Origin of the sequence: Paeniglutamicibacter antarcticus (assembly GCF_039544305.1) — a bacterium.
Lineage (GTDB): Bacteria > Actinomycetota > Actinomycetes > Actinomycetales > Micrococcaceae > Paeniglutamicibacter > Paeniglutamicibacter antarcticus_C.
Genome location: NZ_BAABLK010000028.1, coordinates 143,283 through 157,010, shown reverse-complemented (window position 1 = coordinate 157,010; position 13,728 = coordinate 143,283). Strand labels below are relative to the sequence as shown.

General features: G+C 61.8%; 11 protein-coding genes. 2 read left to right on the top strand and 9 right to left on the bottom strand.

From position 1 onward, the window contains the following. Positions 1-4: 4 nt before the first annotated feature. Entirely contained in the window at positions 5-217 is a 213-nt protein-coding gene (locus ABEA12_RS09705) for an SPOR domain-containing protein (RefSeq protein ID WP_210101170.1), read from the bottom strand. A 137-nt stretch (positions 218-354) separates the two neighbouring features. Here ABEA12_RS09705 and map point away from each other — a divergent pair, with 137 nt between their 5' ends. Together map and ppgK are read left to right on the top strand one after the other, a co-directional pair. After that, complete coding sequence (gene map, locus ABEA12_RS09700) at positions 355-1,230, top strand: type I methionyl aminopeptidase (RefSeq protein ID WP_210101171.1); 876 nt, start codon at positions 355-357, stop codon at positions 1,228-1,230. Between the two features lie 50 nt (positions 1,231-1,280). Continuing rightward, positions 1,281-2,063, top strand: a complete 783-nt coding sequence (gene ppgK, locus ABEA12_RS09695; protein ID WP_210101172.1) for a polyphosphate--glucose phosphotransferase — start codon at positions 1,281-1,283, stop codon at positions 2,061-2,063. Between the two features lie 114 nt (positions 2,064-2,177). On the opposite strand, the gene nrdR is transcribed toward ppgK, so the two are convergent. From nrdR to ABEA12_RS09655, 8 genes are all read right to left on the bottom strand, one after another. Further along, complete coding sequence (gene nrdR, locus ABEA12_RS09690; RefSeq protein ID WP_210101173.1) at positions 2,178-2,666, bottom strand: transcriptional regulator NrdR; 489 nt, start codon at positions 2,664-2,666, stop codon at positions 2,178-2,180. Between the two features lie 147 nt (positions 2,667-2,813). Next, positions 2,814-4,172: a histidinol dehydrogenase gene (gene hisD / locus ABEA12_RS09685; protein WP_210101174.1), complete on the bottom strand. Its 1,359-nt coding sequence runs from the start codon at positions 4,170-4,172 to the stop codon at positions 2,814-2,816. 270 nt (positions 4,173-4,442) lie between these two features. Next, positions 4,443-6,926 carry a hypothetical protein gene (locus tag ABEA12_RS09680; protein WP_210101175.1) on the bottom strand — a complete coding sequence of 828 codons (2,484 nt, stop codon included), beginning with the start codon at positions 6,924-6,926 and terminating at the stop codon, positions 4,443-4,445. Positions 6,927-7,218: 292 nt separating this feature from the next. Then, a complete protein-coding gene (dnaE, locus tag ABEA12_RS09675) occupies positions 7,219-10,785 on the bottom strand; it encodes a DNA polymerase III subunit alpha (RefSeq protein WP_210101176.1) in 3,567 nt (1,188 codons plus the stop codon). A 97-nt stretch (positions 10,786-10,882) separates the two neighbouring features. Next, complete coding sequence (locus ABEA12_RS09670; protein WP_210101177.1) at positions 10,883-11,821, bottom strand: RluA family pseudouridine synthase; 939 nt, start codon at positions 11,819-11,821, stop codon at positions 10,883-10,885. Then, positions 11,818-12,420, bottom strand: coding sequence for a signal peptidase II (gene lspA, locus ABEA12_RS09665; protein ID WP_210102587.1), 603 nt, complete (start codon positions 12,418-12,420; stop codon positions 11,818-11,820). Before lspA ends, ABEA12_RS09670 begins: the two co-directional genes overlap by 4 nt. An 87-nt stretch (positions 12,421-12,507) precedes the next feature. Beyond that, complete coding sequence (locus tag ABEA12_RS09660) at positions 12,508-13,200, bottom strand: DivIVA domain-containing protein (RefSeq protein ID WP_210101178.1); 693 nt, start codon at positions 13,198-13,200, stop codon at positions 12,508-12,510. 221 nt (positions 13,201-13,421) lie between these two features. Next, positions 13,422-13,721 carry a YggT family protein gene (locus ABEA12_RS09655; RefSeq protein WP_210101179.1) on the bottom strand — a complete coding sequence of 100 codons (300 nt, stop codon included), beginning with the start codon at positions 13,719-13,721 and terminating at the stop codon, positions 13,422-13,424. Positions 13,722-13,728 lie beyond the last annotated feature (7 nt).

Below are 13,728 nucleotides of genomic sequence, written 5' to 3'. Positions count from 1 at the left end.
AGGCCTACGCCCACGAACCGCCCTGGTCCGCCTCTTCCTCGTCTTCTTTGTCCCACTGCTCGTTGCGTTCACGTACCTTGGTCATGGCAAGTTCCGCCTCGGCCCGCGACCCGTATGGGCCCAACAGCTTCGACCAGTCGGCTTGCGGTCCTGACTCAACTTGACCTGTAGCGGTGTTGAACCAGTATTCGCCCTCGCCGGGCAATGCTCCACTCATCGGGACCAACCCACCTTTCGTTTATGCACGTTGACTCGTTGTGCACCCCACCCTACAACCCAACGTGAGTGCTAAGACCCCAAGCGGTGCCTGACCTCGTGGCCTACGCACCCCCGGACACCGCTAGAATGGACATCATGCCTTTAGCTTCAACTGCACCCATTGGTTCCCTGGCCCCGGGGACCCCCACGCCGCACCGAACTGTTCCCGCATCGATTCCCCGCCCCGAATACGTCGGACGCCCCGGACCACGCAAGTCAGATGCCCCGGAGGTCCGCTCCCCCGAGATCATCGAGAAAATGCGCGTTGCCTCCAAGATCGCGGCGCAGGCACTTTCCGAGGTGGGCAAGGCCGTCGTGCCGGGGGTGAGGACCGATGAACTGGACCGGGTCGGCCACGAGTTCCTGCTGGATAACAAGGCCTACCCTTCAACCCTTGGATACCGCGGCTTCACCAAATCCCTGTGCGCCTCGATCAACGAAGTCATCTGCCACGGCATCCCGGACACCACGGTGGTGCATGACGGGGACATCGTGAACATCGACATCACCGCGTTCATCGGCGGTGTCCACGGCGACACCAATGCCACGTTCCTGGCAGGCGACGTGGACCAGGAGTCCCGCCTGCTTGTTGAACGCACGGAGGAATCGCTGCGCCGGGCCATCCGCTCGGTCATGCCCGGCCGCCAGATCAACGTCATCGGCCGCACCATCTCCTCCTACGCAAAACGATTCGGATATGGCGTGGTGCGGGACTTCACCGGCCACGGCGTGGCAGAATCCTTCCATACGGGACTGATCATCCCGCACTACGATGCAGCACCGGCCTACAGCCAGCTCATCGAGGAAGGCATGACCTTCACCATCGAACCGATGCTCACACTGGGCACCATCGAGTGGGACATGTGGGAGGACGGCTGGACCGCCACCACCAAGGACCGCAAGAGGACCGCACAGTTTGAACACACCTTGCTCGTCAACGAGGACGGCGCAGAAATCCTCACCCTGCCCTAGCGAAAATCGCCCCGTGGCCTAGCCGCCGTTCGAGAAGGAAACCCAACCGCATGTCATCCAGCCCAAACATCCCAGCCCGCAGCGCCATTGGCGTTGACATCGGAGGTACCGGCATCAAGGGCGGCATCGTCGACCTGACGACCGGAAAGCTGATAGGCGATCGCTTCCGCATCGACACCCCCAAACCGGCCACTCCCGAAGCGGTGGCCGAGGTCGTCGCCAAGATCGTCGCCGAGCTCAACAAGCGCGAGGATGCCCCCGAGTCCGACACCCCGGTGGGCGTCACCTTCCCGGCGATCATCCACCGCGGAGTTGCCCGCTCGGCATCGAACGTGGACAAGACCTGGATCGGCACGGACGTCGATGCCTTGTTCACCAAGCAGCTGGGACGCCCCGTGCTGGTGATGAACGATGCCGACGCCGCAGGCCTCGCCGAGGTGCACTTCGGCGCGGGAAAGGATGTCGACGGAACGGTACTGGTCATCACGTTGGGCACCGGCATCGGTTCGGCATTGATCCATGACGGTGTATTGGTCCCGAACCTTGAACTTGGCCATCTGGAGATCGACTCGGCCGTCGCCGAGTCCCGCGCTTCCGCCTCTGCCCGCCAGCGCGAAGAGCTCTCCTGGGATGAGTACGCAGTGCGCTTGCAGCGGTTCTTCTCCCATGTGGAGTTCCTCTTCTCCCCCACACTGTTCATCATCGGCGGCGGCATTTCCAAGCGCGCCGACGACTACCTGCCCAAGCTTTCGATCGAGACCCCGATCACCGTGGCGAAGTCCAAGAACAATGCGGGAATCGTCGGGGCAGCCCTGCAATCGGCAGTGTCCTGACCACAGGCAAAAACCGATGGCGGGCCTCCCTGCTTGCTGCTTCATGTTGGATGAAGCCTGCAGCGGGATGCCCGCCATTTGCGGTTGTTGGCAAAGCGTTTGCGGGTTCCGTTATTAGCGTGCGCCCAACGGCCGTTGGTTGCCCACCGGCCTGGTTTCGCGTTCGGCCCGCAGCTTCGCGATGGCCAGTTCGAAGTCCTCGAGAGACGTGAAGTCCTGGTAGACGCTGGCAAAACGCAGGTAGGCGACCTCGTCCAATCGCTGGAGCGGGGCAAGGATCGAGAGGCCGACTTCGCGGGCGTTGATCTCCGCGGCACCGGTTGAACGAACGGCTTCCTCTACTTCCTGGGCCAACAGTGCCAAGTCATCGTCGGTGACCGGCCTGCCCTGGCAGGCCTTGCGCACACCGTTGATGACCTTGGCGCGGCTGAACGGTTCGGCAACGCCCGAGCGCTTGAGCACGTTCAGGCTGGTGGTCTCCGCAGTGCTGAAGCGGCGTCCGCATTCGGCACATTGGCGACGGCGGCGAATCGTGGTGCCGTCATCGGTGAGTCTGCTGTCCACGACACGCGAATCGTTGTGCCGGCAGTAGGGACAGTGCATGGCACCCCTTCCTCGGGTCGGTTCTCAAAGCACGTCCGTGCCAGGGATCAGTTTATGGCCATGGAGGACCTAATCACAACATTGCAACCACCACATGTAGTGGTCAGCGCCGCAATTTGGTACTAGGCAAACGGTGGCCTCCACCCGCTAAGGGAAACGGACGGCCACTGCGTCACCGTGCGCCGGCAGGTCCTCGGCGTTGGCCAGCGCAATCACGTGCGGTGCCACGGCGCAGAGTGCTGCGCGGTCGTAGTCGATGACCTGTATGGCCTTGAGAAAGGTATTGACGTTCAGGCCGGAAGCGAAGGCCGCGGTGCCGCTGGTCGGCAGGACGTGGTTGGAACCTGCGCAGTAGTCTCCGAGGCTCACCGGGGAGTTCGGGCCCACGAACACGGCGCCTGCAGCAGTGATCGCCGAAGCGTCGGCACCTGCGTTGGCCGTGTGGATTTCCAGGTGCTCTGCGGCATACACATTGCACACGGCGATTCCCGCCGCAGTGTCCTGCACCAGGATGATGGCCGATTGGTTGCCGCCCAAGGCGGTACGAACCCGCTCCGAGTGCTTAGTTCTGGCGCATTGCTCTTCGAGCGCCGCGCGCACTGCGTCCGCGAGCTCGGGGGAATCGGTGACCAGTACCGCGGCCGCGTTAGGGTCGTGTTCCGCCTGGGAAATCATGTCCGCTGCAACGAAGTCAGGGTTTGCGGTGGAGTCCGCGAGGATCGCGATCTCCGTCGGTCCCGCTTCAGCGTCGATTCCGACCACGCCCTTGACCAGGCGTTTGGCAGTAGCCACGAAGAGGTTTCCGGGACCGGTGACCACGTCAACCGGCTCGATGGCCAGTGCCGGGTCCATGGTCCCTGTTGCGGGAACCCCGTAGGCGAAGGCGGCGATGGCCTGGGCCCCGCCGATTGCGTGGACTTCCTCGACGCCCAACAGGCGGGCCGCGGCAAGGATCGTGGGGTGCGGCAGTCCACCGAATTCCTTTTGCGGTGGCGAGGCAATCGCTAGCGAAACGACTCCGGCAGCCAGCGCGGGGACCGCATTCATGATTACGGAGCTGGGGTACACGGCCAATCCGCCGGGCACGTAGAGCCCCACCCTGCGCACCGGAACCCAGCGCTGGGTCACCGTGGCACCGGTTCCATACCGAACCCGCGTTTCACCCGGTACCTGGGCCGCGGCAAAGGCTTGTGCGCGGGTGATGGACTCCTCCAGGCCTGCCCGGACCCTTGGGTCCAGTTCCTCCAGCGCGCGCTCCATCTCATGTACCGGAACCCGGGTGTGGGATTGCTGCACGCCGTCGAATTTTTCGGCCAGCTCCGACAGTGCGGCGAACCCTTCGGTGCGTACGCGATGGATGATTGATTCGACGACTTCCGCGGCAGTGGCAAAGTTCAGTTCGGGACGCGGGAGCACTGCCTTGAGACTCGCGTGGTCGAGTGCTGCACCTCGCAGGTCGAGGTCCTGGAGTGCGGAAAAGGTCTGGGGGCGTACGTTGCTGGTCACCGCCCCAGTTTATCGCGGGCACGCAAACCATCCGGACGCTTCTGCCACATACGCGGTGTGCGACGTAATGCACCAGTCCAGTTGCACCATTCCACATGGCAAAAACGATCACCGGTGGGCGGCACGGGATGCGGGAGGAAATCGAAAGAGTCGTGCTGAAACCGTCTGGCCAGCCAATAAGCCGGGTCCAATACTTCTGGATAAAAGCCGGGCCGTGGAACCCCGGAATCCGGGTTTGCCCTCAATGGGCACTGGCTCCCATTGGCGCAATCACATGGCCATTGCCTGTCTGAGGGTTGCCTCCATCAATTCGTCGGTACGGCCTTGGGCATCTGAGTCCCGGATTCCCAACGTTGAGACCAACACCGCCAGCTTCTCGATCTCCGACACGTAATTGGCAACGAGGCGCTGTGATAGCGGGCGGGCTGCCAGGTCGTCGGCCATCCTCCACGCCACTGCCAGGGCACGTTCAAAGATTCGCTGATCCGCTTCTGCATTGGTCGACGCCAAGCCTGGCCCTAGAACGGCAACGGTGTTGAGCCGGGACTCGTCCAAGCCCAAGGTCAAGGCATCCAGGTCCTTGCGCACCCTGCGCAAGGCGGAGGAGTTGCGCCCGAATCGGCCAAGTTTCATCGATACCGCCCCGCCATAGATGAAGATCTGGACCAGGACGACCAGGGCCAACGCGATGGATGAGGCAAGGAGCCAGAACAGCAGTCTCCCATTGATATCCGGTGCAATGAATCCGTTGCCTTGCAACCCCCGGGACAGGTCGTCAATGGCGTCGGTGATCGCGTATTCGCCGTACTTCGCTACTTGGTAGCTTCCGTAGGTCCATGTGGTGCTGACCAATCTCAGGTTTTCCCCCAGGGATACTTCGCCGGTGATAAGGCTCGGGATCGTCACCACACCGCTGTCGAACTGCCAGACCGGAATGATGGCATGCCCAGCCAGCAGCTCTCCGGTGGACTGGTCGACGAGGTGGGGAAACTCGCCCTTGAGCCTCCATAGGGCGCTGGGCAAGGCAGTGGGGTCCTGCTCCTGGAGGACTTCTTGCGAGAAGCTGTCCCTTTCCCTCGGCAATCCAAGGTATTCCTCAGCGCTGCGCACGGCTACCGTGACATCCACGTCCTGGCTGAACCGATCTTTCACCTGGGTGCGGATCGCGGATTCATCGAGGGCTTGGGTGTCTCCGTCAAAGCTCAACGAGTGCAGGGGCTGATCTCCATGAAGACTCCATGCCGGTCGCGCAGTGAGCTGTTCGCTGACTGCACCACTGACCATTAAGGAGGAGACTGCGATCATGACACCGATGAAGACCCACCCGCCGCGGCGGATGCGAAGAGGTGCCCACCCTTTCCAACGATGCTGGGCTGCCGGAGTTTGCCCGGATTCCTTGGAACCTGGCACCGGGCCAAATAGCGCCCTGGCCGATGCGTTGGCGTCGTCCAGGATCTGGAGGACCTGCTTCGAACCGGAGGAGGGCAAACCCAGCCCCGCGCGGAGCGATGCCAAGTCCTCGCGTCCCCGCGATGTTCCCCGGACCCGTCCCTTTCGGCTTCGGCGCAGGGCGTTGCAGATCTCGGTGGCGCTGCGCCGCAACTCGCGTTCGGATTGTTCCCATTCGGCCACGACGGCTGCCGTGTCCTGTTTCTTGGCCACCGTGCCAAGCAAGGCACCCAAGGCATTCTCCAGTCTGTGGATGCTTCCCTCCGGCACCGCATCCAGCGGGGCTGCATGCAACCTGGCGAGCAGTTCCCGTGTGGCGAAGGTGACCGGGCCGGCCAACCTGTCCAGTACCCGTTGGCTTCCGGCAAGCCGTCCGAGCACCGAACCGGCCCCGAGAAGGGCCTCGGCCTTTGCCACCAGCCGTTTCGCCTGGAGTTCGAAGCGCGAAACGAGCGCGGCGGTTTCCTTCCTCAGGGAGGTCTTGGGATTGTAGACGGCATTGATCACCGCATCCTCGGTGCGTGCCAAATCCAACGAAGCACTGTTGATCAAGTTCCAGGTGGCAGTGAAGCCAATCGTTCTTTTTGACTCCGCGGTGGCACGGTAGGTCACCTCAAGCGCCTCGAGTTCCAACACCACACCCGCCAGTTGGCGTTGCGCACCGGTCAGGCGACGATAGAGCGATTCGCGGCGGTTGCGCCTGGAGAGCGAGAAAGCGAAGGAGAGAATGGTCAGCAGCAAACCAAGCGTGGTACCGGCCAACCAAAACAGTTGTGCCCGGACCGGTCCGTTGTCCAGTACCTGTGCCGCCCGTGTGGCGGCTGCAGCGACCGCCTTCGGACCGTGTCCCAGGCCCAGATTGTCGGTGTAGGCCCGGTGGACGGCAAAGCTGTTCTTGCGGTTCTTCTCGCTGCTGGGGTGGGCAGGGTAGATTCCGGCCCCGTCGAACCGCTCTTCACGCTCGATGTTTTGGGTGTCCTGGACAATGTCAGTGCTCAAGATGACGTCGGCCCCAGGGTCGACTTGGCCGTAGAGCTCGTCATAGCTCAGCAGTCGGTCGGTCACCAGGATCCGCAGTGGTTTCCATGCTTTGATGGGTTCGGTGATGACCGCGTCAACCGTTGCCTGTGAAATATTCCAGGGGTTCTGGCCCTCCACGACGACCTCGACAGCTGACGTCGGTGCCGCGGTGACCGCCTTGTAACCCAGGCCGGCAAAGACGATGGTGACCAGCCCCAGGATGATCGCCAGCCAGGGCAGGCCGAAACGGGGTTTTTTGCGGGCAAGGATCATCTGGGGAGTCATGGGCTCGTTAATTCGGGAGTGGGAAGCAACCCCATGATTCTAACGCTTTTTGACTAACTTCGGTCGTGGGATTGGGGGCTGCTCACCCGTTGGTGTGGCCCCGGCCCAAGGCCCTCGGATCGGTTTCAAGCCGATCCGAACCATAGCTTCAATCACCGGCTCCTGCCTCCGGACCGATCCCTTGGGCATCACCTCTACTGCCGGCAAGTGCGGGGTCGGACATCTGTCCCACGGATGCCCGATCCAGCCAACAGGCATTCCCACCAACCGAATACACTTTGGGCTTGGGGGCTTAGCCGTCGAGGCAGGTGGATCCCAAAAGCACTTTCAAGTCACCGAAGAGCGCCGAATTCGGGTTGACCCGGTATTCCATGCCGAGGCGCATCAGCGAGACACCGCGGGTGCTGTTGAGTTTCACCCGGACCTCCGTGGTTCCCTGGTGTACACGCAAGACATCACCCAGTGCGGAGATCACTTCCTCCGTGGCCTTGTGGTTAGCCATGGAAATGACCACCGGACCGCCTTCACCGTCCTCGCTGATTTCCGGAACGGTGAGTTCCTGGGCGTTGAGGGTGATCGAGCCGTCGTCGCGACGCTGGACCCTGCCCTTAACCACGACGATGAGGTCCTCGGCTAGCACATTGGCGATCGGGGCGTAGGCGTTGCCGAAAAACATGGTTTCCATGGATCCGGAAAGGTCTTCGATCTCGCATCTGGCGTACGGGTTGCCGCTCTTCTTCGCGATCCTGCGTTGCAAGGAGGTGATCATCCCGCAGATGGTCACGGTGTGTCCATCCTGCGGACCGTCCTCGGAAAGCACCTGGGTGACGGTGAGGTCCGCGTTCTGCTCGAGCAACCCGCCCAGGCCCTTGAGCGGGTGATCCGAGACGTAAAGCCCCAGCATGTCGCGTTCGAAGGCGAGCTTGTCCTTCTTCTCCCAATCCGGCATGTCAGGCACCGCGACGGTCATGCCCGCGGCCGCCGTGGGGTCGTCGAACGCGCTGAAGAGGTCGAACTGGTTCGCCGCCTCGTTGCGCTTGACGGCGATGACCGAGTCGACGGCTTCTTCGTGGACCGCCACCAGTGCCCTGCGGGCATGGCCCATGGTATCGAAGGCGCCGGCCTTGATTAGGGATTCGATGGTGCGCTTGTTGCAGACAACCGCCGGCACCTTTTGCAGGAAGTCGGCGAAGTTTTCGAAGTTGCCCTTTTCCTTGCGGGATTCCACCATGGCGTTGACCACGTTGGTTCCCACGTTACGGATGGCTCCCATGCCGAAGCGGATGTCGGTTCCCACCGGGGTGAAGTTCAGTGCCGATTCGTTCACATCCGGTGGCAGCACTGTGATGCCCATGTGGCGGCATTCATTGAGATACATGGCGAGCTTGTCCTTGTCATCCGCCACGGAGGTGAGCAGCGCTGCCATGTATTCGGCCGGATAGTGCGCCTTGAGGTACGCGGTCCAAAAGGAGATGACCCCGTAGGCGGCAGAGTGCGCCTTGTTGAAGGCGTAGTCGGAGAACGGCAGCAGGATGTCCCATAGGGTCTGCACCGCTTCCATGGTGTAGCCGTTGTCGATCATGCCCTGGGAGAAGCCAGCGAACTGCTTGTCCAGCTCGGATTTCTTCTTCTTGCCCATCGCACGGCGCAGGATATCAGCCTGGCCCAGCGAGTAGCCGGCCAGTTTTTGCGCGATCGCCATGACCTGCTCCTGGTACACGATCAGCCCGTAGGTCCCACCAAGGATCTGCTCGAGCGGTTCCTCAAGTGAAGGGTGGATAGGGGTGACGTCCTGGAGCTTGTTCTTGCGCAGCGCATAGTTGTTGTGTGCGTTGGCGCCCATGGGGCCCGGGCGATAGAGCGCCAGCACGGCGGAGATGTCTTCAAAGTTATCCGGGCGCATGAGCTTGAGCAGCGAGCGCATGGGCCCGCCATCAAGTTGGAACACGCCCAGGGTGTCGCCGCGGGCCATCAACTCGTAGGCCGCTTGGTCTTCAAGCGGCAGCGTTTCCAGGTTCAGGTCGACGTCCTGGTTGTACTTCATGTTTTCCAGCGCGTCAGAGATGATGGTGAGGTTGCGCAACCCCAGGAAGTCCATCTTGATCAACCCGAGCCCCTCACAGGTCGGGTAGTCGAATTGGGTGATGACCTGCCCGTCCTGGAAACGCCGCATGATCGGGATGACATCGATGATCGGGTCCGAGCTCATGATCACCCCGGCCGCGTGCACGCCCCATTGGCGTTTGAGCCCCTCGATCCCCTTGGCGGTCTCGAAGACACGTGCCGCCTCGGGGTCGGTGGCCACCAGCTGGCGGAAGTCCCCTGCTTCGGAGTACCTCTTGGACTTGGGGTCCTCGATGTCGTTGAGCGGGATGTCCTTGGCCATCACGGCCGGCGGAAGCGCCTTGGTCAGCTGCTCGCCCATGGAGAACGGGTAGCCCAGCACGCGCGAAGAGTCCTTCAGCGCCTGCTTGGTCTTGATCGATCCGTAGGTCACGATCATCGACACGCGCTCGTCACCATATTTGTCAGTGACGTACCTGATCACTTCCGAGCGGCGACGATCATCGAAGTCGACGTCGAAGTCGGGCATGGAGACACGTTCGGGGTTCAGGAAACGCTCGAAGATCAGCCCATGCAGCAGCGGGTCCAGGTCGGTGATTCGCATGGCGTAGGCCACCATGGATCCTGCACCTGAACCACGGCCCGGTCCCACCCGGATGCCGTTGTCCTTGGACCAGTTGATGAAGTCGGCAACGACCAGGAAGTATCCCGGGAAGCCCATCTTGATGATGACGTCGAGTTCATAGTCGGCCTGGCGCCGGACGTCGTCCGGGATCCCGTTGGGGTAGCGGTAGTGCAGCCCGGTGTCGACTTCCTTGATCATCCAGCTGGTCTCGTCCTCCCCCGGAGGGCAGGGGAAGCGTGGCATGTAGTTGGCGCTGGTGTCGAAGGAGACCTCGGCACGTTCGGCGATCAGCAAGGTGTTGTCACAGGCCTCGGGCATTTCCCGGAAGAGATGGCGCATTTCGGCGGGGCTCTTGAGGTAGTAGCCGGAGCCCGAGAACGCGAAGCGCGAGCCTCCTTGGTCATAGGTCGGCTCATCCAACGTGGAACCGGAGTTGATGGCCAGAAGTGCCTCGTGGGCCTTGGCATCGTGTTCGTGGGTGTAGTGCAGGTCGTTGGTGGCCAGCAGCGGGATATCAAGTTCCTTGGCAAGCCGCCTGAGGTCCTGGATCACGCGGCGTTCGATGTCCAGGCCGTGGTCCATGATTTCACAGAAGTAGTTTTCCTTCCCAAAGAGATCCTGGAACTCAGCGGCCGCGGCCTTGGCCTCGTTGTACTGGCCCAAGCGCAGCTTGGTCTGGATCTCACCGGAGGGGCAGCCAGTGGTGGCGATGATCCCCTCGTGGTAAGTATTGAGCAAGTCGCGGTCCAGGCGCGGGTATTTGCCGAAAACGGAGTCCAGGGAGGCGATGGAGGAGGCCTTGAAAAGGTTCTTCATGCCGGTGTTGTTGTAGCTGAGCAACGTCATGTGCGTGTAGAGACCACCGCCGGAGACGTCGTCGCGCTTCTGGCTTTCCTCGGTCCGCCATTTCACACGCGTCTTGTCGTTGCGGGCGGTGCCCGGAGTCACGTAGGCCTCGATGCCGATGATCGGCTTGACCCCGGCCTGGGTCGCCTTGTTCCAGAAGTCGAAGGCCCCGAAGAGATACCCGTGGTCGGTGGTGGCCAGGGCGGTCATGCCCAGCCGGTTGGTCTCTTCAAAGAGTTCTGTCAGTCGAGCAGCACCGTCGAGCATAGAGTATTCGGTGTGCGTGTGAAGGTGTACGAATCCATCGCGATTAGAGCTAGCCACCGATCCAGTCTAGGCCTTCGGGTCAAGCGGTGCCCACCACCTCGGAGCGATGTGAACATCGGTACCCGGCGGCGCTGCGCAGGCTTGGCAAAAGGTACTAGAAGTCGCCCTCGCGCAGCATTTCCAGCGCGCTGCTCAGGTCCAACGGGTATTCACTGGTGTACTCGACCCATTCCCCGGTCACCGGGTGGAAGAAGCCCAGCCGTTGGGCGTGAAGCCATTGCCTGGTCAGCCCCAGTGCGGAAGCAAGTTTCGGGTCCGCCCCATAGGTCTGGTCCCCTGCGCAGGGGTGGCGAAGTGCGGAGAAGTGCACACGGATCTGGTGGGTGCGTCCCGTCTCCAGTGTGACTTCCACCAGCGAGGCCCGGCCAAAGGCCTCCAGCACCTTGTAGTGGGTCACCGATGGGCGGCCGTCCTCGATGACGGCGAATTTCCAGTCATGGCCCGGGTGCCGGCCCAACGGTGCATCGATGGTGCCCTCGAGCGGGTCCGGCAGGCCCTGGACCACCGCGTGGTAGATCTTCTTCGGGGTACGTTCCTTGAAGGCCCGCTTCAGCGCCGTGTAGGCGCGTTCGGACTTCGCCACGACCATCAGGCCGCTGGTACCCACGTCCAGGCGGTGGACGATGCCTTGGCGCTCTGCGGAGCCCGAGGTTGAAATCCGGAACCCTTCGGCGGCAAGTGCCCCAACCACCGTGGGACCGACCCACCCCGGCGAGGGGTGTGCTGCGACGCCTACGGGCTTGTCAATGACGACGTAGTCATCTTCGTCAGCAATGATCTTGAGGTCTTCCACGAGTTCTACCCTGATTTCTAGTGGGTCCGGACGAACCGGCATAAAGGCTTCGATGATTTCTCCGGAAGAAACCTTGCGTGACTTTCCCAACGCCTTGCCGGCGGTCGTCACGTTGCCTTCGGTGCAAAGCGTTGCGGCCAGTGCCCGGGAAATGCCCAGCCGCTGGGCCAGAAATACATCAACACGCGTTCCGGATTCGTCCTGGGTGACAGGCAGGGATTCAGTGCGTTCGCTGTTCACTGCTCGCCCTGTGGTTCGCTCGGGTCCTGGCGTCCGGATTTCTTCTTGGCCGGGGACTTGCTGCCGTCCAGTTCGCGACCCGTGAATAGCAGCAGGCAAATCCCGATCATCGCGCAGACGATGAACATGTCCGCGACGTTGAAGATCGCGAAGTTCGGCAGGGCGATGAAGTCAACCACGTGGCCGTGGCCGAAGGACGGCGGGCGGAAAAGCCTGTCGGTGAGGTTGCCGGCAACCCCGCCCATCAGTGCGCCCAATGCCAGCGCCCAGGGCCAGACCCTGACCTTGTGTACCAAGAAGACCGCGACGTAGATAAGCACTGCTGCTTGGATGATGGTGAATATCCAGGTGACGCTTTCCCCCATGGAGAATGCGGCACCGGAGTTCTTGATGAAGTACCAGCGCAGCAACGGCGCGAAGACATCTATGACTTGGCCTTCGTGCATGGTGGATTCGACAATGCGCTTGGTGAATTGGTCAAGGATCAGCGCCACCACCGCCAGGGTGCTGGTGGCCAGCACCAGGTGCCTACGGGTTGCGCGTGCTGCCGGGGTCTTCCCGGCAGCACGCGGCGCCGGTGGTACAGAGCTGTTTTCCATCATGTCCTTTAACGCATTGTTGGCGGTCGGAAAACCGACCGCCAACAATCTTAAGCCATCATTTTGCCAGGCGAGTGATTCAGCAGATTAGCCGTTGTCCTTGGCTTCTGCGGTGTCCAGGGAGCCCTTGGCTTCCAGGTCACGCAGCTGGCCTTCGATGTAGGTCTTCAGGCGTGCACGGTAGTCGCGCTCAAAGCCGCGAAGCTGCTCCACCTTGCGCTCCAGAACGGTTTTCTGCTGTTCCAGGGCTGAAAGGGTCTTGCGGCTCTTCTCCTCGGCCTCGGTCACGAGGCTGGTGGCCTCGAGCTGGGCTTCGGCGATGATCTTGTCGCGCTGTTCAACGCCCGCGGAAACGTACTCGTCGTGCAGGCGCTGGGCCATCGCGAGAACGCCGGCTGCCGATTCCGTTGCCGAGGCCGGGGCAGCTGCTGCTGCCGGGGCTGCCGGTGCGGCTGCCTTGGGTGCTTCCGCGACCTTGGGTGCTTCGGCTGCCTTGGGCTCGTCCTTCTTGACCTCGGGCGCCTTGACGTCCTTGGGCTTCTCGGTCTCTGCCGCCTTGGCCGCTGGTGCAGCTGCCACGGGAGCCGGTATGACCTGCTCACCTTCGCTGCCGCCCGCGTCCGACAGGCGGCGACGCAGTTCGTCGTTCTCCTGCGTCAGACGACGTAGCTCGACAACGATCTCGTCTAGGAAATCGTCAACCTCATCCTGATCGTAGCCTTCACGAAACTTCGTGGGCTGGAATCGCTTGTTGACTACATCTTCTGGCGTGAGAGCCATCTGGTCACCTCAATACTTGGTTCTTTCCTCGAATCCGCTGATGTGCGGTCCGAGTACACTTACCGTTTGCTGGCGCGCAACCCGATGCAGCCGTTGCGCCTACTGTGACAACACTATAACGACTGAACCGGTAAAGGCTAAAGGCAACGGTGGGTCTTTGCGAGATTCCCGTGCCTTGAGCCAAGTCGCGGCCTACTGCATGCCTTTTTCAAGGACTTTCGCTACATCACGGACATGCCCAGGTTGTTCACAACAATCTTAAGGACAATCACCGCGAGGAACAATATGATGAACGCCAAATCCAGGCGTATTCCCCCGAAATCGAGGGGTTTTATGCGTGACCGCAGCCAGCGCATCGGCGGATCCGTGGTCTTGGCGATCATTGACACCGCAACCAATGCCATGCCTCGCGGACGCCAAGAGCGCGCAAACGACTCAGTGATATCGAGCACTATGCGCAAGAGCAGCATGATCTGCAGCACCGTCAGCACCACGTACAGAAGTGCGAATATAAGCTCCACTATGCTT